This window comes from Terriglobales bacterium (assembly GCA_035561515.1).
Lineage (GTDB): Bacteria > Acidobacteriota > Terriglobia > Terriglobales > Acidobacteriaceae > DATMXP01.
The window spans coordinates 18,025-37,079 of sequence record DATMXP010000002.1 but is presented as its reverse complement, the minus strand read 5'-3'; the positions used below and the strand labels follow the sequence as shown (position 1 = coordinate 37,079).

At 56.6% G+C, this 19,055-nt stretch carries 16 protein-coding genes; 9 read left to right on the top strand and 7 right to left on the bottom strand.

The features are described 5' to 3' along the window. Positions 1-29: 29 nt before the first annotated feature. Positions 30-623, bottom strand: a complete 594-nt coding sequence (locus tag VN577_00680; GenBank protein ID HWR13312.1) for a ferritin-like domain-containing protein — start codon at positions 621-623, stop codon at positions 30-32. Positions 624-735: 112 nt separating this feature from the next. Between VN577_00680 and VN577_00675 the strand changes: the two genes are divergently transcribed. Continuing rightward, positions 736-3,468 carry an AMP-binding protein gene (locus VN577_00675; protein HWR13311.1) on the top strand — a complete coding sequence of 911 codons (2,733 nt, stop codon included), beginning with the start codon at positions 736-738 and terminating at the stop codon, positions 3,466-3,468. 6 nt (positions 3,469-3,474) lie between these two features. Here VN577_00675 and VN577_00670 read toward each other — a convergent pair whose 3' ends face one another. From VN577_00670 to ligD, 5 genes are all read right to left on the bottom strand, one after another. Then, positions 3,475-4,350: a hypothetical protein gene (locus VN577_00670; GenBank protein HWR13310.1), complete on the bottom strand. Its 876-nt coding sequence runs from the start codon at positions 4,348-4,350 to the stop codon at positions 3,475-3,477. Positions 4,351-4,486: 136 nt separating this feature from the next. Next, the gene (gene xerA / locus VN577_00665) at positions 4,487-5,389 is read right to left on the bottom strand and encodes a site-specific tyrosine recombinase/integron integrase (protein HWR13309.1); all 903 of its coding nucleotides are present in this window, start codon (positions 5,387-5,389) and stop codon (positions 4,487-4,489) included. Continuing rightward, complete coding sequence (locus tag VN577_00660) at positions 5,386-6,330, bottom strand: site-specific tyrosine recombinase (GenBank protein HWR13308.1); 945 nt, start codon at positions 6,328-6,330, stop codon at positions 5,386-5,388. Before VN577_00660 ends, xerA begins: the two co-directional genes overlap by 4 nt. A gap of 50 nt (positions 6,331-6,380) precedes the next feature. Further along, positions 6,381-7,130, bottom strand: a complete 750-nt coding sequence (locus VN577_00655) for a DUF72 domain-containing protein (GenBank protein ID HWR13307.1) — start codon at positions 7,128-7,130, stop codon at positions 6,381-6,383. 15 nt (positions 7,131-7,145) lie between these two features. Next, on the bottom strand, positions 7,146-8,144 hold the full coding sequence (ligD, locus tag VN577_00650; GenBank protein ID HWR13306.1) for a non-homologous end-joining DNA ligase: 999 nt from the start codon (positions 8,142-8,144) through the stop codon (positions 7,146-7,148). A 72-nt stretch (positions 8,145-8,216) separates the two neighbouring features. Here ligD and VN577_00645 point away from each other — a divergent pair, with 72 nt between their 5' ends. Together VN577_00645 and VN577_00640 are read left to right on the top strand one after the other, a co-directional pair. Then, the gene (locus VN577_00645; protein ID HWR13305.1) at positions 8,217-9,062 is read left to right on the top strand and encodes a nucleotidyltransferase; all 846 of its coding nucleotides are present in this window, start codon (positions 8,217-8,219) and stop codon (positions 9,060-9,062) included. 22 nt (positions 9,063-9,084) lie between these two features. Beyond that, on the top strand, positions 9,085-9,792 hold the full coding sequence (locus tag VN577_00640; GenBank protein ID HWR13304.1) for a metallophosphoesterase: 708 nt from the start codon (positions 9,085-9,087) through the stop codon (positions 9,790-9,792). Here the strand turns inward: VN577_00640 and VN577_00635 are convergent. After that, positions 9,789-9,965, bottom strand: a complete 177-nt coding sequence (locus VN577_00635; protein ID HWR13303.1) for a hypothetical protein — start codon at positions 9,963-9,965, stop codon at positions 9,789-9,791. The genes VN577_00640 and VN577_00635 overlap by 4 nt on opposite strands. Before the next feature lie 89 nt (positions 9,966-10,054). Between VN577_00635 and mgtE the strand changes: the two genes are divergently transcribed. The 6 genes from mgtE (at position 10,055) to aspS (ending at position 18,703) form a co-directional block, all read left to right on the top strand. Next, a complete protein-coding gene (mgtE, locus tag VN577_00630; GenBank protein HWR13302.1) occupies positions 10,055-11,437 on the top strand; it encodes a magnesium transporter in 1,383 nt (460 codons plus the stop codon). A 59-nt stretch (positions 11,438-11,496) separates the two neighbouring features. Further along, a complete protein-coding gene (locus VN577_00625; protein ID HWR13301.1) occupies positions 11,497-13,038 on the top strand; it encodes a pitrilysin family protein in 1,542 nt (513 codons plus the stop codon). A gap of 8 nt (positions 13,039-13,046) precedes the next feature. Next, on the top strand, positions 13,047-14,576 hold the full coding sequence (locus VN577_00620) for a pitrilysin family protein (protein HWR13300.1): 1,530 nt from the start codon (positions 13,047-13,049) through the stop codon (positions 14,574-14,576). 109 nt (positions 14,577-14,685) lie between these two features. Then, the gene (locus tag VN577_00615) at positions 14,686-15,078 is read left to right on the top strand and encodes a hypothetical protein (GenBank protein ID HWR13299.1); all 393 of its coding nucleotides are present in this window, start codon (positions 14,686-14,688) and stop codon (positions 15,076-15,078) included. 126 nt (positions 15,079-15,204) lie between these two features. Beyond that, positions 15,205-16,806, top strand: coding sequence for a tetratricopeptide repeat protein (locus VN577_00610; GenBank protein HWR13298.1), 1,602 nt, complete (start codon positions 15,205-15,207; stop codon positions 16,804-16,806). A gap of 70 nt (positions 16,807-16,876) precedes the next feature. Continuing rightward, positions 16,877-18,703, top strand: coding sequence for an aspartate--tRNA ligase (aspS, locus tag VN577_00605; GenBank protein HWR13297.1), 1,827 nt, complete (start codon positions 16,877-16,879; stop codon positions 18,701-18,703). Positions 18,704-19,055: the final 352 nt, after the last annotated feature.

Here is a 19,055-nt window from a genome sequence, read left to right as displayed (position 1 = left end):
CGGACCGGTGCCGGTGGTCCGGTGCAGTCCTAGGCGGCTCGACGAGATCGCCCACGGCTGGTTCCAGCTTTCCGTGCCGATCCTGGTTTCCGCGGCGACTCCATCTCCTCGGTTTCCTCCATCTCTTCGTCTTCCATTTCTTCCATCAGGCGCTCGGGCTTCATCTTCTTCAGGAAGGTTTCCATCTTCTTCAATGTCTGCTGCTCTTCCTTCAGGTTCTGGTTCAGGAGTTTTACTGCCTTGTTGTGACCCATTTGCTGGGCCAAATTGATCAGACTGGTGTAAGCGGCGATTTCGTAGTGCTCGACCTTACATGCGGCACCAACGTTGAAAATGTCCATCAGGTCCTCGGATGGATCTTCTTCCTTGAAGGAGTCGTGCTCGGCGATGAGGCCCTGGATGCCCTTACATTCCGTTTCTTCCGGATCTTCCTCAAGGCTCTCGAACGCCTGCTCAAGGCGCTCCACCTGCTTTTCTGTCTGCTGACGGTGCGACTCAAACGCTTTCTGCAGGTCGGGACGGCTGCACTCGTTCGCCTGTTCCTCAAGCGCCTCAAGGATGTTGCGCTCGGCGTCAAGCATGTCACTCAATTCGTGCAGGAATAGTTCGTGGGCTGTCTGCATTTGCTTCTCCTAGGGTCAATGAGATGCAAATCGAAGAGACCGAGCGAATGGCAGTTCACGTTGTCTTGCGTTTTCTGTCGCGTGGTTTTCGGGTATATTCACCTATCCGAGAATGGCTAATTTCTACTCCAGATTTCTGCAGTCCGTTGAGCAGTTCCCGTCCATTGTTGCCGTGGAATTCCAGAAGGAATCAGGCGAACTGGAGCGGTACACATATGCCGACATGCGCCGGATGTCTGATTCGGTCGGCAATTGGCTGCTCTCGCAGGGTGTGCCGCGCGGAACGCGCTGCGCGATTCTTGCGAACAATGGTCCCCGATGGGTGGCCACGTACCTCGGCATTCTCGCGGCTGGAGCGGTGGCGGTTCCCTTTGACACAGCATTTACTTCCGACCAAGTTGCCAAGCTGCTGCTCGACAGTGGGGCGGATTTTCTATTCGTCGATGCAAAGCACTTGCCGACCGCCAAGGAGGCGCTGAAGAAGGCACCGGTGAATCTGCTGCTCACCCAGCGCATCGACGGCGAAGAACGTCCGAACTTCGACGCCATGCAGCAGCAAGGCCCCGGTGATTTCCGTTACGTTGACCTTGGCTTCGATGACATGGCGGCGATCCTGTACACCTCAGGCACGACCAGTGATCCAAAGGGAGTGATGCTGACGCACGGAAGCATCGCCGCCGAAGCCGAAGGTGCGTTTCGCCTGGTGACGGATCTTGGGCCGTCTGACGCACTGCTGGGTATCCTGCCGCTATTTCACGCATTGGCACAAATGGCGAACCTGCTGCTGCCACTCGTCACCGGCGCCCGCGTTGTCTTTCTCGAGGCGCTGAACACTACCGAACTGATGAAGGCCCTGCGGGAACGCGGGATCACGATCTTCTGCTGTGTGCCCCAGTTCTTCTACCTCATTCACGGACGCATCATGAAGGAGGTAAGCGCCCGCGGACGACTTACCGAAAAAGCCTTCGGCATGATGCTGAAGACGAGTTCACTCCTGCGGAAGCTCGGCATCAACATCGGTCCGGTGCTGTTCGGAAAAGTGCACCAGATGCTCGGCTCGAAGATGCGTTACCTGATCACCGGCGGCTCACGCCTGGATCCACAGGTGGGACGCGACTTCTACGCGATGGGCTACACCATCCTGAACGCGTACGGCCTTACGGAAACGAGCGGTGCCGCGACAGTTACACGCCCGAATAACAACGTCATCGGGTCGGTCGGACAACCGATGTACGGAGTGGAAGTGAAGATCGTCAACCCGCAGCTCGATTCAGAGATCGGTCGAGAGGTGGGGGAGATTGCAGTTCGTGGCGGCGTGGTGATGAAGGGTTACTACAACCGGCCCGACGCGACTGCGGCGGTGATGCAGGACGGTTGGCTGCTTACCGGTGATGTGGGATATCTCGACGAGGGGAACAACCTTTTTATTACCGGCCGTGCCAAGGAGATCATTGTTCTCAGTTCGGGCAAGAACATTTATCCGGAAGAGATCGAAGCGCATTTTCAGCGGAGTCCTTTTGTTAAGGAAGTCTGTGTGATTGGGCTGGAGGGCAAGCCGGGAGAGCCGCTTTCCGAGCGCCTGCATGGGGTTATCGTGCCAAACTTTGAAGTGCTCCGTGAGCGCAAGATCGTCAACGCGAAAGAGATCGTCCGGTTTGAAATCGAAACGCTATCGGCCCAACTTCCCGCGACGAAACGAATCCTGAGCTACGACATCTGGCAGGAAGACCTCCCGCGCACAACAACTCGTAAGCTCAAGCGTCGCGAAGTAGAGAAGAAAATTCGATCCGGTGAATCGACCAGCGTCGGTGAGCAGACGACTACGCGAGATCTATCCGATGCGGATCGTGACTGGCTCGACATTCCGGAAGTGGCGCAGGCTATCCCGGTTATCCGCTCGGCCGCCAAGACGAAACGCGAACATATCTTCCCCTCTGACAGCCTGGAACTCGATCTCGGGCTCGACTCGATGGAGCGCGTCGAGTTGCTGGTTGCACTGGAGAAAGAACTCGGTGCTTTCGTTGAGGACTCGGTGGTGTCCGAGGTTTATACCGTTCGTGAACTGGTGGACGCCGTGCGTGCGCGCATTGGGGCTACGGGTACCCGTGAATCGAGCCAGAGTTGGGCAGGGATGCTGGCCGAGGATCCGACTGAGCCCGAGATTCTAGCCATTGCGAGGCCGCATCCAGTCTCCACGATTGTCTGGTACCTGATCTCGCGAGTCTTCCTGCTGATCGGAGTCTTCTTCTTCCGCATGCAGGTGCGCGGGAAGGAACGTCTGCCAAAACAGGGACCGTTTATTTTGTCGCCTAACCATCAGAGCTACCTGGATGCTCCGGCGCTTCTCGGCCTGCTGCCGTGGCGAGTGTTCAAGCGGCAGTTCTCGGTGGGTACAAGCGAGATCTTCGGTACCGGAATCGCGCGAAAGATTGCGTACACGCTGAACCTGGTGCCGGTCGACCCGGACGCAAACCTGGTGCCGGCGATGAAAGCGGGCTCTTATGGACTACGCCACGGCAAGGTGCTCATCCTCTTTCCTGAGGGAGAACGGAGCATTGACGGCAGTCCGAAGAAGTTCAAGAAGGGGGCGGCAATCCTCTCGGCGAACCTGAACGTCCCAATCGTGCCCATTGCACTGTCCGGATTTCACGAAGCATGGCCACGCGGCAAGGGCTTCCAGGGGTTCACCAAGCTTCGCGTGGTTTTCGGCGAGCCTATCTACCCGGGTGATAAGCCGGAAGACGAAGCTGTATACGAGTCGCTCACCACGGAGCTGCGCAACCGCGTCTTGAAGATGTGGGAAGAAGCGCAGGCCCAGCAGGCGCAACCAGAAATGGCCCGCTAGTTAGCTTTAAGCAAAAGCGTGCTTGAACCCTTCGACAACGTGTCCGTCGAAGTGTTTCTGCGCTGCGATCTTTTCGATGACCTGTGCGGGCGCCAATCGTGTTCCCTGCGAACCGGATTCATACAATGACGCGAGCATCAGGACCTGCGCTTCGATCGGCATGCCATCGATCTTCCCGGCGCGTGCTTCATGAAACGCCATCAGGATGGGAACTGCGCGGGTCAGGCTGGAATCTTTGCCTTGAACGGATTTTTGGCTTTTCGCTGATTTGTTGATTCCAGAAGCCTTCATGAACAGATCAATCGATACGCCTGACTTCTCCATGTCTTCCAGCAGAGCCGCAGCCCGGATGTCTTCGATGCGCTCAAATGGCAAGCTCATGGCTTCAGCGATCTTGGTTGAGCAGAGCGCCAGACGGCTGTTCTGACCCATCTTGCTGTTGGAGATGAGCTGCTGCAGCAGGGCCGTCATGCCGTCATAGCTGTCGCGCAGATCGTGTACGTTCTTCGTAACCCGTTCATACAGGGTTCCCATAGCATAGCCGGTGATGATGAGAATGCCGCCCCAGGCAGCGAGGTCGAACCAGCGCTCCACCTGCAACGGCGTCACGTCGATAAGTCGCTTCGGAATCGGGCGGAAGTACATGACCACAACCACGAGCGAGATGCTCGCAATAGCAGTCATGACGGCATGGCGGCGTCCGTAGTAAAAGGCTGAGAACAGGGTCGGCAGCATGTAGAGCCCGAGCACCACCTGCTGCGATGCGACGAGATTGTTCGCCAGAGCGGCGAGGACAAAGATGGACAGGAGCAACCAAAGCTCTTTGTTCACTTTGGCGAACGAACTGTCGTGGCCTTTTTCTGCCGTAGTCTTCGGCGGCATGGCGGGACTCCTTCAGCTATGTACGAATGCTGAGGAGATTTCAGCCCACTTCATCTACCTGTCACAAGTACGTCAGTGCAGATGTTGGTGACTGCCGTAACGCCGGAAAACAGGCATATTGTGAGCTGCATCACAGCTACTTTGCCCGGGGATGAGTGGCGTCGTAAACCGAAACAACATGCTTCATCGAAAGCTGCGTATAGCGCTGGGTAGTGGACAGGCGTTCGTGACCGAGAAGTTCCTGAATGGCGCGAAGGTCGGCTCCCTCTTCCAGCATGTGCGTCCCGAAGGCGTGCCGCAGCGTGTGCGGATGAATGTCAGCGGGCAACCCGCGCGCCACCGCGATCTGCTTCACGATTCGTCCCACACTACGCGTGGTCAAGCGCGTACCCCTCAGATTCAATAGCAGAGCCGGATTGGTCTTCTTCTTCGACTTTAGAAGTTCCTGGCGTTTCGGCAGATACTCGCGAATTGCTAGAGCGGCCGTCTCTCCAAGCGGCACAATGCGTTGCTTGCGGCCCTTGCCTCGCACAAGAATCGCCTCATTCGACCAGTGAATATCGTCGAGATTGATGCCGATCAACTCGGAATTTCGCAGGCCAGAACCGTATAACAGTTCCATCAGTACACGGTCCCGCTCGGGAAAGGCGGCATTCTCGGGCATGTCCTTATCGAGAACGGTATTGATTTCTTCCATGGTAGGGACGCGCGGCAATTTCTTCGGCAATTTCGGAGTCGATACCAGGGCAGCCGGGTTCTGCTTCACCATACCTTCGCGCGCCATCCAGCGATAAAAAGAACGCACGGCTGCGAGATGTCGTGCAACGGACGTTTTGCCCAGTCCGCGATCATAAAGTTGGGACAGGTAACCGCGAATCCTGACGTGGTCAACCGATGAGGGTTTCTCTTCCCCAATGTATTCGATGAAACTTGTGAGGTCCTTCGTGTAAGCCAGGATCGTGTTCGGCGATGCGTTCCGCTGCTGTAGCGATCGCAGGAAATTCTGAACTGCCTTCGTCATGGGGCCCGTACTGGTCATCCTTGTTGCTCCGAAACTCGTGTGCGCAGCTTGGATCGCGGGTGCAGCTTATGGACTGCCTTGAGGCGATCAAGCGCGAGGTGCGTATAAACCTGGGTAGTCGAAATGTCGGCGTGGCCAAGAATCGTCTGCACAGTTCTCAAATCGGCGCCGCCTTCCACCATATGCGTCGCGCAACTGTGCCGTAGCATATGTGGGCTTGCCGGACGACCCGTGGCTTTCGCCGCCGCCTGGACCAGTTGCCAAATCCGTTGACGAGTAAGAGTTTTTGCTCCGCGGGCAATAAAGACGTTTGGCGAATGTTTCCCCGCGGCAAGAACGGAACGTGACTGCGAGAGGTACTCTGAAACAGCGTCCGCCGCCAGACGTCCCATCGGCACGATGCGGTCTTTGTCTCCCTTTCCCCGGACGAGCGAGTAGCCGAGATCGAGCTTCACATCCTCGAGCTTCAGGTTCACAAGTTCGGAAACCCGAAGGCCGCCCGCGTAGAGCATCTCCATCATTGCCTTGTCCCGCGCCCACAACGCATTTGCGAGTTTTGAATCAGCGACCTGCCGCTCGGCTTTCATCACTTGGGCAGCTTCCGTGCGAGAAAGCGCTTTAGGCAGGACTTTCCACTGGCGTGGCGTCTCGATGTTCAGTGTGGGATCTTCCTCAATCATGCGATCGAGCAGCAGGTACTTGTAGAAGTGGCGTAAAGCCGACAGCTTTCGCGCTACGGAACGCCCGTCCACTTCATTCGTGAGTAGGCGCTCCAGAAACTCGCGGACGTCAGCGCGTTTCGCCTTGATCAAAGTGCGGCGTTGCTTCTCAAGATGTTCAGCGAATTGCAGCAGGTCGCGCCGGTAGGCGGTCACACTCAGGCGAGCGAGTCCTTTCTCGACCTTGAGGTAATCGCAGAATGCGAGCAGCACTCGCTCATTGGTAGCAGCCGATGGCACGATCACATTATCGGACGAAGATGTGGCTTCTGAGATTATCCGTCCCGGTACTACCTGGCATTTTCCTCTGCGAGCTTCAGCACTTCCGATGCCCAAACCGGCCCCTGGGGCAAATCCTCGTGCTTGAAGAAAACATAGACCTCGCGGGTATGAGCGTGCGACCCCAATCGGCCTGCAATCTGGTGCAGATCCGAACTGCTGTATTCAGGCTTGCGGTAGCGGTAATAGGAAAAGCTCGCGGTGACGACGTCGGGAGTAACCAGATCTTCGTTCTCGGCGACGCAAAGGGCGGCGTTGTGCTCGGAAAGAACTCGATACACCTCGTCCGCAAACCAGGATTGATGCCGAAACTCGAATGCGCAACGCAGTCGTTTCGGAACTGAGCCGAGGAACTGCTGAAGCAATGGAAGGTCGCACTTCAGGTTTGGTGGAAGTTGAAACAGGGCTGGACCGAGGCGTCCAGCACGTTCGATTGGATTGAGCGAATTCACAAAGCGCTCGAGCGGCTCCTGCGCGTCCTTGAGTCGCTTGAAGTGCGTAATCGCCTGGTGCGCCTTGAAAATGAACTTGAAATTGTCGGGCGTCTCAGCCAGCCACTTTTCTGCTGTGCTTTCGGCGAGCATCCGGCGGAAGGTATAGTTCACTTCCGTTGTGTTCAACCGAGTGGCGTAATAACGAAGGAAGTCTTTTTGCTTCACTTCAGGCGGGAAGAAGTCTGGTTTCCAACTGGCGTACGCCCACCCCGAAGTCCCCACGTACAATCCTGCGCGAGAGGCTGATTCCTGACTGCTGGATGCCATTTTGAGATGGTACTACTAAGCCGCTTTCTTTCTGCGCGATTTCGTTTGCGCAGCCTGTACTGTCGTCCCCGTCAGGCTGCCGCCTAGTTCTTGCAGCGTTTCAAGCTTCGGCAGCTTCTGCTTTGTCTTCAGAAGAGGTTCCCAAATGTCCCCCATCTTCTCGACCCGAGCCAGAGTATCTTGTGTCTCAAACACCAGCAATTCGGGATCCTGCTTTTTGAGGCAGAGTTCCACCTCTTTCCACTCGATAGGGGTGGAAACCGTCGGCCGATCCTTGGCGCGCATCGAGTAGACATTGACTGTGGTCTTGTACTGATCGTTTTGGCTCCAGTCGACCAGGACCTTATTTACTCGGAGGGATTTCTTCATATCGGATACGACGTCGTCTGGGTGGACGGTTTCGAGTATGCGGGCGATGGTTTTCGCGAAAGGCTTTGTCTGGTCGTACGTGACGGCGGTGTTCAGTGGGACGTAAATTTGCAATCCTTTTGAACCACTGGTTTTGGAGAAGCTCTTCATCCCGAGTTTGTCGAAGATGTCCCTCACCCAGAGTCCCACCCGACAGCATTTCAGAATGTCTGCCGGAGGCCCGGGATCCAGGTCGAACACGATGTAAGTGGGCTGCTCGATCTTCTTCCCTAACGAAAGCGAGGTATGTAATTCGATGGAAGCCAGGTTCGCCGTCCAGACCAGGGTGGGAAGGTCCTGGATGGTGCAATAGTCCATCCAGCGATTGTTTCCGTGACTCCAGACTGCGGTGGTCTGCACCCAATCCGGACGATGAGTGGGACAGTTCTTCTCATAGAAGAACTCGCCTTGGACGCCATTTGCATAACGTTTCATCGTCAGGGGGCGGCCTTTCAGATGGGGCAATAACACTGGAGCGATGCGGACGTAATAGTCGATGATCTGGGCCTTGGTAAAGCCCGTTTCCGGATACATCACCTTGTCCAGGTTCGATAGGGTCAGTTCCCGACCCTGGATTTCGACGGTCTCGGCGGTTCGCTTGGCCACGTAGAACTCCCGTTAACTTGGATGCGGGCAACCCGGTTACGGCGGCAAATCTGGCCGCTCACAACTTGGTGCATGGCTGGTGCCATCCAAGTTCGGGTGCCGACTAAGGACGAAGACCAACTGCCGATCAGTTCCTCGATCCCGCCGGAGTTTGCGCCGGAACAGGAGCAGCTTTTCCGCGAGGTACTCACCCTGCTGAACGGCAGCGGCGTTCCCTACGTGATCTCGGGGGCTTTTGCCTTGCGCGAGCACACCGGAATCTGCCGCGACACGAAGGATCTCGACGTATTCATGCCACCGGCAGACGTGGCCACGGCCATGGAGTATCTGCACCGGCACGGCTTTGAATGCGAGGTGGCAGACCCGGTCTGGCTCGCCAAGGCACACCGCGGCGACTTCTTTGTCGACATCATCACCGGAATGAGCACCGGCACCATCACGGTCACCCGGACCTGGATCGATCGGGCCACGCCTTCGGAACTATTCGGCGTTCCGGTCAAGGTGCTCGGGGCCGAGGAACTTATTGCTTCCAAACTGTTCGTAACCCGCCGTGAACGTTTCGATGGTGCCGATATCGCGCACGTGATCTACGGCACGAAAGGCAAGATGGACTGGGCATGGTTGATGGAGCTCGTCGGGGAGCATTGGGCGATTCTCTTCTGGGCGCTCGTTCTGTACCAATATTGCTATCCCGCACAGACCGACTATGTACCCCGGTTCATCTGGGATGACCTCCTTACCCGGTTTCGAAATGAGATCGAAAATCCCAACCCGGATGCCCGTTTCCGCGGCAGCCTGATTGACCCGCGTATGTTCGCCATCGATGTGAATGAGTGGCGCATGCCCGACCTGCACTCGGAATACCGCAACGCACGGGACCCGAAATTACCAAACCTTTGCGAAAACCCGGCAGCCTGAAGCTGCGTCCCTCAAGGTAGCCATGAGAATCGCTGCGTTAGCTGATCTGCATTTCACGCCAGCCGCTTACGAAGGCATCAAGGTCACCATGGAACGTGTCCGCCAGGACGCAGACGTACTGGTGCTCGCGGGCGATCTGACGAACTACGGAAAGACGAGCGAGATGGAAGGGTTGCTGAATGTTCTCGTCCGCCTGCGTATCCCCATAGTCGCGGTACTCGGAAACCACGACTACGAAAGCGGCCAGCAGGATGAACTCATGAAGATGATGACCGTGGAGGGAATCAAAGTGCTCGACGGCACCGGCTACGAGCGCGACGGCGTCGGTTTCGCAGGAACCAAGGGCTTTATTGGCGGCTTCGGCCGCGGTGTTCTGACCGCCTTTGGCGAACCCGAGATCAAGCGCCTGGTCCAATCCGCGATTGACGAAGCCCTTAAGCTGGAGCGCGCCATGTCACAGTTGAGGACAGAGAAACGAGTGGTGGTACTTCACTATGCGCCGATTGTGGGAACGGTTCAGGGAGAGCCGCCAGAGATCTTCCCTTACCTCGGGACCTCTCGGCTCGCGGAAGTCGTTGACCGGCATGGTGCCAATCTTATCGTTCACGGACATGCACATCATGGCGGACGCGAAGGAAAGACAGTGGGCGGGGTGCCGGTGTACAACGTAGCGCTCCACCTTTTGCAGGAGCAACAGCCGCCTGCGGCATACCGGCTCTTTGACGTTTAAAGTTTGCTGACGAGTTCGGCTACGACGAACAACACCAGCGCCAATCCCACAAAGAAAAAGACCAGTGCGGCCAACATCAATTTCTGCTTGGCAGGGGGCGGTGCGGTTACTCCGAAGTATACCGAGTAGAAGTCGAAGAACTGCTCAATGAGACCTTTGCGTTCGGAAGCCACTTAGTCATGCTAGCAGAGGACAGCGGACGCCTCGGAAGTTTCAACGCCGCGCGAGGAGTGCCAATGTTATAAGTGGAAGGGGGAGCGGCATGGAAACAGAAACCGTCGCACAGGAACTCGCACGCCTGATCACCGACCGCAATTGGCAGGCCGTGCGTGCCACTGCGTCCAAGCTCCCTGCTCCGGAGTTGGCGGATATCCTGCCGGAACTCGAGAAATCCCATCGCGTACTGCTCTTCCGCATCCTTCCCCGTGAACTTGCGGCCGACACAGTCGCGTATATGGAGTCCGGCACTCGCGATGAATTCCTCAAGAATCTCACCGACGAAGAAGCCCGCCAGCTACTGGCAAATCTTTCACCCGATGACCGCACGGAGCTTTTGTCCGAACTGCCGAGCCAGGCCACGCGCCGGCTCCTGAACCTGCTCAGTCCCGAAGATCTCGCCGAGGCCAGAAACCTGCTCGGCTACCCCGAGCAGAGCGTCGGCCGATTGATGACGCCCGACTACGTCTCGGTGCGTCCGGAGTGGACCGCGTCGCAGGCGACACGCCACATCCGCCAGTATGGCCGCGACTCTGAGATCTTCGACCAGGTCTACGTTACTGATCGCCAAGGGAAGCTAGTCGGCAGAATCTACTTGCGGAAGCTGATCTTCACGCATCCGGACACGCCGGTCACCACATTAATGGAATCTGGTATTCAGTCGGTTTCTGCATTCGACGACCGCGAAGTCGCCGTGCGGACCGTCGAACATTACGATTTGAACGTTCTTCCCGTGGTCGGATCGGATGGCGTCCTGCTCGGCATCATCACCGTCGACGACGTGCTCGACGTGGCCGAAAAGGAAGCCACGGAAGACATTCAGAAGATGGGCGGCTTGGAGGCACTCTCCGGCCCGTACCTCCAGGTTAGCTTCCCGTCGATGGTTCGCAAGCGGGGGGGATGGCTCGCGCTTCTCTTCCTCGGTGAAATGCTGACGGCTACGGCGATGTCTTACTACGAACACGAGATTGCGAGCGCCGTCGTCCTGGCATTGTTTATTCCGCTCATCATTAGCAGCGGCGGAAATTCCGGTTCACAGGCAGCATCGTTGATCATTCGCTCGCTCGCTTTGGAAGAAGTGAGACCTCGTGATTGGTTTCGGGTATTTCATCGTGAAGTACTGACCGGAGTCGCGCTGGGTACAGTTCTCGGGTCCATCGGCTTTGTCCGGGTCGTCCTATGGCAACATCTGGGAATCACGAATTACGGTGAGCATTACCTGCTGGTTGGGTTCACCATCTGGGCGAGTCTAATCGGCGTGGTCCTGTTTGGCAGTCTTGCCGGCAGCATGCTTCCGTTCGTCATGCGTAGCTTTGGTTTCGACCCAGCTGCCAGTTCCGCGCCCTTTGTCGCCACGCTTGTGGACGTGACCGGACTGGTAATCTATTTCAGCATTGCCCACTTCATTCTGCGCGGTGCTTTGCTCTGAGCGCGTCGGCCTGCGCGCCTTTATTGAAGCTGTTAGACTGTTTGGTTTCCGGAGGCCTCATGATTCGGAAGTTCCTCCTCTGTGCACTCCTGCTGACTCTCTTGCCAATGTACGCGCAGGACGTCGCCTCGTTCGAAAAGCGTATCCAGGTTCGCACTCTGCCCAACGGGCTCACGGTGATCCTGATGCAACGGAAGGAAGCGCCAGTCTTTTCCTTCTTCACCCTGGTTGACGCCGGGTCAGCACAGGATCCCAAGGGCGCCAGCGGCCTGGCACATATGTTCGAGCATATGGCCTTCAAAGGCACGGACAGCATCGGCACCACTAACTACGCCGCCGAGAAAATCGTGCTCGAGAAGATCGAAAAGGCCTATGCGGCCTACATCGCGGAGCGCGACAAGCGCGTGGGTCAAGATCCGAAGAAACTCGCGGAACTGGAAAAGCAGTGGCAGGATCTGACCGCCGAAGCGGAAAAATACGTCATCCGGAACCAGTTCCCCGACTATATCGAGCGTAACGGCGGCGTCGGACTGAACGCCAGCACATCGGAAGACGACACCACTTATTACTACTCCATGCCGGTGAACCGGCTTGAGTTGTGGTCTTACCTTGAGTCGGAGCGCTTCCTGCAACCGGTAATGCGGGAGTTCTACAAGGAGCGCGACGTCGTTTACGAAGAGCGCCGCATGCGTGTCGAGAGTAACCCCATCGGACGACTGCTGGAGCAGTTCCAATCGGCTGCATTCACCGCGCATCCGTACGGCACTCCGGGAATCGGCTGGCCATCCGATCTCCACTCGTTTTCGGCTACGGAAGCGATGGAGTTCTACCGCAAGTATTACGTGCCCACGAACATGACCATCGCCGTCGTAGGTGATATCGAGTTTGCGAAGACCTGGCCCGTGATCGAGAAGTACTTCGGGCGGTTGCCGAAACGGCCACAACCGGATGAAGCTCTCACCACTGAGCCGCCACAAACCTCCGAGCGCCAGGTAGTTCTGCGCGAGATGAGTCAGCCGGTATACATCGAGGGCTATCACCGTCCTGACTACCGCAACAAGGATGACGTGGTTTACGACGCTATTAGCGACGTAGTCTCAAACGGACGCACCTCTCGTCTTTACCGTTCGCTGGTGCGCGACAAGCGAATCGCCCTTCAGGCCGGCGGCTTCAGCGGTCTGCCCGGCATTAAGTATCCGCACCTGTTCGCTTTTTACGGGATCCCAAACCGCGAGCACACGGCTGACGAGATTCGCACAGCTTTGCGCGTCGAGATCGAACGTCTCAAAAACGAGGACATCACTGACGACGAACTTCAGATGGTGAAGACGCGTGCCAAGGCTGGCCTCATCCGCAGCCTGGGCAGCAACTCCGGTCTGGCTTCCCAACTGGCCGTGTACCAGGCCCGCTTCGGCGACTGGCGTGAGATGTTCCACCAGATCGACAAGATCGAGAAGGTCACGAAGGCCGACATTCGCCGTGTAGCGAATGCCACGTTCGTGGACACGAACCGTACAGTCGGCATCCTGGAGACCACCCGTCCGGCAGCAGCGCGCCAGCAACCCGGAGCACAATCTCAGAATCAGCAGCAACCGCAATGAAGGACTCCATGAACAGACTCATTCGCAGCTTCGCAATCTTCCTGATGATGTCTTCCATTGGCCTGTGCACTGCTGCGTCGCAGACGGCGAAGGAACCTGCCCCGGTTCCCAAGAAGAGCCAACAGGCCCCCACGCAAACCAAGGCACAGCAAAACGAGGTCAGCAGGATCGCCATCCCGCCCCTGCCCAAGTTTGAGCCTCAGCAGCCCCGGCGGATCGTCCTCAATAACGGCATGGTCGTATTCCTGCAGGAAAACCATGAATTGCCGGTAGTGGGCGGAACTCTTCGCGTCCGTGGCGGTTCTCGCGTGGAACCCAAAGAGAAGACGGGTTTGATGGACATCTACGGAACGGTTTGGCGCACCGGCGGATCGAAGCAGCGCACTGGCGACGAACTCGATGACTTCCTCGAGGTCCGTGCCGCGAAGATAGAAACCGGGTCGTCCGACGATTCCACGTCCATTTCATTCAACTGCCTGAAGGGCGATTTCGATCAGGTTTTCTCCGCCTTCCGCGAACTGACCTTCGAACCCGCGTTTCGCGACGACAAAATCGACCTGATTAAGAAACAGCTCTTTGCAGCCATCTCGCGGCGCAACGACGATATCGATGACATCGCCGGCCGTGAGTCGGTGAAACTGGCTTATGGCGCCGACAATCCATACGCTCGAATCGATGAGTACGCCACGGTCCTCGCTGTCACTCGCCAGGACCTGCTCGACTGGCACGCGCGTTTCATGCACCCGGAGAATGCAATTCTGGGTATTTACGGCGATTTTGACCCTGCACAGATGGAAGCAGCCATCCGCAAGGCTTTTGAGAGTTGGCCGAAGGGTACCAAGGCGACCGATCCGAACATCGAGTTTCAACCCGCTAAACCTGGCATTTACTTCATAGCCAAGGAAGACGTAGACCAAAGCTCCGTCCAGTTGGTCACGTTGGGGATTCGGCGCGACAATCCGGACTACTTCGCCGTTTCCGTCATGAATGAGATTTTGAGTGGAGGCTTTGCGTCCCGCCTGTTCAGCAATCTGCGTACGAAGCAGGGCCTGGCCTACTCCGTCGGCGGAGGTGTCGGTTCTGCCTGGGACCACCTCGGCATTCAGCAGTACAGTATCGGCACGAAAAGTGAAACCACCGCAAAATCTATCCAGTCCCTGAAAAAGGAATTGGCGGATTTGATCGCCGCTCCGCCTACGGCGGAAGAGTTAAAGCGGGCGAAAGACTCGATCCTGAACTCCTTCGTTTTCAACTTCGACTCGAAGCAGAAAGTACTCGCTGAAAAGATGCGCTACGAATTCTATGGATACCCTGTTGATTTTCTTGAGCGGTATCGTGCAGCTATAGATAAGGTTGCGGTCGCTGATGTTCTTCGCGTGGCGCAGAAATATGTGCATCCCGATCAGCTGGCGATTCTCGTGGTGGGGAATCCCGGGGAAATCGGAAATCAGCTTGCAGCTTTGGGCGCGGTTACGAATATCGACATTACGATTCCGCCTCCGCCCGGCGCACCCGCAGCAGCAGGTGTAAAACCTTAGAATTCGGCTAAGTGGAGTACTTATTTCCCCGGAAAATCGTGAGCTGTTGCTGAATTCAGAGAGTACACGACAACTTCCACAGGGGTAGTCGCGTCTGTATGTAAAGCGAATGACTCGACCTGTCCCTCATCGACCAGCTCGTCAGAAACGTGACGTGCTCCTGGTGGAAGCTCCCTCGACTGCGCGCGACCGCCACAACCGTACCCTCGTTCGCAACGGATACAAGGTCATCCCCGCCGATAACATTGACTCCGGCCGAGAGCAGTGGTCACCCCATCGTTACGGGCTTGTAGTAGTGTCGCTGAACGGTTTCGGCGAACAGGCCGCTCGCTTCTGCGACGAGATCAAGGAAGCCGATGAAAGCCAGGTGATCGCAATGATCTTCAATCCAGACCAGGAACTCCCGGCAACCGAGTGCCCTACCCTCATTTTCACGACCGAACCGGATGAATACTTTTTGGCACGGGTAGAGACACTTACGTCAGTAGCATATGCCGCATAGCTAGCTACAATAGCTAGCATTCTGAACTCCGAACCCAAGGTCCGCCGCCTTCCGCCCGCAACTCCGCTCATCGCGGTACTCGGGCTGACGTTTCTTGCTTACGTCAGCACCCTGCAATTTCAGTTCGTGTACGACGACGAAGCTCAGATCGTCGGAAATCAACTGATCGAGCATTGGAAGTATGTGCCCTATTACTTCAACATGCAGGTTTGGGCGCATATCAATCCGAATGCAGTCGGAAATTACTATCGGCCTATATTTATGCTGTGGATGCGCATCAACCATGCGCTCTTCGAGTTTCATCCGCTCGGCTGGCATCTCACGACTGTCTTGTTCCACTTGCTCGCTACGTTCATGGTTTTTCGCCTGGCGCGCCGGTTGAGTTCCCGCGAAGATATCGCCTTCATCGCCGCCCTCGTCTTCGGGCTTCATCCGGCGCACATTGAAGCCGTTGCGTGGGTCTCCGGAGTCACCGAATCCCTGTTCGCGGTTCTGTTGCTTGGGGCGTTTCTCGGTTTCCTCAATTGGCGGGAAGGCAAGAACAATGCGCGCGCTTGGTCACTGCTGCTATTTGCGCTCGCCATTTTCTCGAAAGAAACATCTGTCTTGATGCTGCCGCTGATCTTCGCCTATTGCTGGCTTAACCCACGCGAAGACCGTCCGACCATCGCAGCGCGCTTCTGGACGTCCCTGGTTCCGACATTCCCTTACGTTGCCGTCACGATGGCGTATCTCGGATTGCGCTACGTTGCGCTTAATGGACTATCTCATCCACTCCATGAGTTAAGTCTGCGCGTCAACCTGCTCACGATCCCGTCGGTGCTTTGGTTCTATCTGAAGATGCTCGTGGTCCCAGTTGGCCTGAGCGCCTTTTACGACACGCCGTACGTCACCAGTCCGGACCTTCATCATTTCTGGATTCCGTTGCTCGCAGTGATTGTCGCCGCAACGGGTTTGTTTTTCTGGTGGTGGAAGACGCGCGACCGCCTTGTTGCCTTCGCCTCGGTGCTGCTTGTCCTGCCGCTTTTACCACTGCTGAATTTCACGTTCTTTTTCGATGGAGAGATCGCCCACGACCGCTATCTGTACGTTCCCTCGATCGGATTTGCCCTGCTGGTGGCAATCGCTATTACGCGGCTGAAGTCGTCCCGAACACTGTGGATGGTTACAGCCGCTGTCGCGGCCGTCTTCCTCTGTCTGACGATTTGGCAGTCACTCTACTGGGCTGACAATCTCGTTCTCTACAGTCGGGGGGTGAACATCGCGCCGAATAACAACCTGGCGCTTAACAATCTCGCCAACGAGACACAGAGACGTGGAATGCTCCGCCAAGCCACGGCCCTGTACGCGAGGATACTCGATCGCAACCCGAGCTTTTATTGGGCCAACTACAATCTGGCTTACGCGCTGTTCCAGGAGGAAAAGTACTCGGAAGCAGCGCACTTCTTCCGCCGGGCAGCATCGCTCGACGCCAGCGATGCCGGTACGTTCTACTACCTCGGACAATGCGAGATGCATCTCGGGCGCCTTGATTTTGCTGAAGCCGCATTCCGCCGCGCCATCGCCACCGACAGCCGCCTGCTTGGCCCGCGTTACATGCTTGGCCTCGTGCTGAAGCAGCAGGGACGCACCCGCGAAGCTCTGGACTACTTTCGCGCCGAACTGACCAAGAACCCCAATGACGCAAATGCCCGCAAGGAAGCGGATGCGATTGCGTCCACGATGTAATCGAGACTGCTGACGGTCACGCGCCTCGTCCTGTATTCTGATTAATCACATCACCGCAAAGGAACCAGCCGTGCAACTCGATTTTCTCGGTGACACTAAACGTACTCATATGTGCGGAGCACTCCGCGCCGCTGACGCAGGTACCACAGCCACCATCATGGGATGGGTTAATAAACGCCGTGACCTCGGCCAGCTCATCTTTATTGACGTTCGCGACCGCACCGGTGTCACACAGGTCGTCTTCGATGCCTCCAGTCAGGCGCTGCACGAAAAAGCGGAGACACTTCGCAATGAGTTCGTTGTCGCCGTAACCGGCACGGTTACCAAGCGCGATGCGCAGACTGTGAACAAGAACTTGCCCACCGGCGAGATCGAGTTGGTCGCGAGCGAACTCAAGATTCTCAACGAGTCCCAGCAGCTTCCCTTTCAGCCGGGCGACACCGTGTTACCCAACGAGGAAATGCGTCTGAAATACCGCTACATCGATCTGCGCCGCGAAAAGATGCAGGCCAACATCGAGATGCGGCACAAGGTCGCGCTTGCGATTCGTGATTACCTTTCCAGTCAGGGCTTCTTCGAAATTGAGACACCATTCATGACTCGCAGCACTCCAGAAGGTGCTCGCGACTACCTGGTCCCCAGCCGCGTGCATCCGGGACAGTTCTACGCATTGCCCCAGTCGCCTCAGCTGTTCAAACAGATCCTGATGATCTCCGGCTTCGACAAGTACTTCCAGATCGTGCGCTGCTTCCGCGACGAAGACCTCCGCGCCGACCGTCAGCCCGAATTCACACAGATCGACTTGGAGATGAGCTTTCCCACCCAGGCGCGTGTGTTCGAAGTCGTAGAAGGCTTTCTCAAGGCTGCGTTTAAAGTTGCGGGAGTCGACATCCCGACGCCGTTTCCGCAGATGACCTACGACCAGGCAATGCGCCTTTACGGCTCCGACAAGCCTGACCTCCGCCTACCCGCCATGACAGATGTCCGCGAATTCTTTGCGCCTGAAAACCTCGACACGCTAAAGATCAATAACGGACAGCCAGTGATGGCCATCCGGATTCCGAAAGTTGGCGACCTCTCGCGCAAGGAACGCGATGACCTGAAGCCCCTCTTCGGCGACCGCAAAGACGCGAAGCTGTTCGAAGACTTCAAACGGCTTGAAAAGTCCTTCCCCGAAGCAACCGCGAAGATCAAGCAGGCGACGGGAGCCGAAGAAGGCGACCTGATTGTGCTTGTTGCCGGCAGCGCGATACCTTCGGAACACAGATCAGAAGGCGGGATTAAGCCTGAAGTCAAACAGCACGACGTCGCCGTCTACACCGCAGCTGGGCAATTCCGTCTCGAACTTGCACGTCGCTTTGCGGACAGGCACAAGTTATTTGCCGGCGATCGGAAGCAGGCCAGTTCGTATCACTTCCTGTGGGTAACTGACTTTCCGATGTTTGAACGCGACGACGAAAACAATCGCTGGGCCGCCGCGCATCATCCGTTCACATCGCCTCATGAACAGGATATGGACAAACTCACCAGCGATCCGGGCTCAGTCCGCGCCAATGCTTATGACGTAGTCCTGAACGGCACCGAACTTGGCTCGGGCTCGATCCGTATTCACCGGCAAGATATCCAATCGCAGATCTTCTCGGCACTGGGCATGACAAGAGAAGAAGCCGAACAACGGTTTGGGTTCTTCCTCGAGGCACTCACTTATGGCACGCCGCCGCACGGTGGCATTGCCCTCGGTCTCGATCGCATTGTGATGATCCTCGTCGGTGGAGACTCTCTGCGTGAGGTCATCCCGTTCCCGAAGACAGCCCAGGCTAAGGACTTGATGGTCGATGCTCCTACCCCGGTCAATGAAGCGCAGCTGAAAGACCTGAGCATCAAGCTTCGGAACTAATCTGCTCCATACGGCGGACGAAACCGTCCGCCGTTTCTCTACTCTCCTGCTTCATCCTCCGATTTATCGCTTCATCCCATGAAACCTCGTTTCGCCTTAACACTACGGATGTCCTTCATCTTGCGCCCATTGTTTTGATGTCGAGTGATGAACGTACAGCTAGTGTGGGCGGGTAACGCAGATGTTACTGCCACTTCTATTTTCCTCATCCCCCATTTCTCACATCACGTCACGTCTCAGGTTCGTTATGCCACGGCATCGAGCATATTCATCCCTTCGTTGACACTTGTGTCGCTTCACAGAACGACAACCTCGTAAAAATACGGCCAAAAATTGAAAAATTCATAGACTT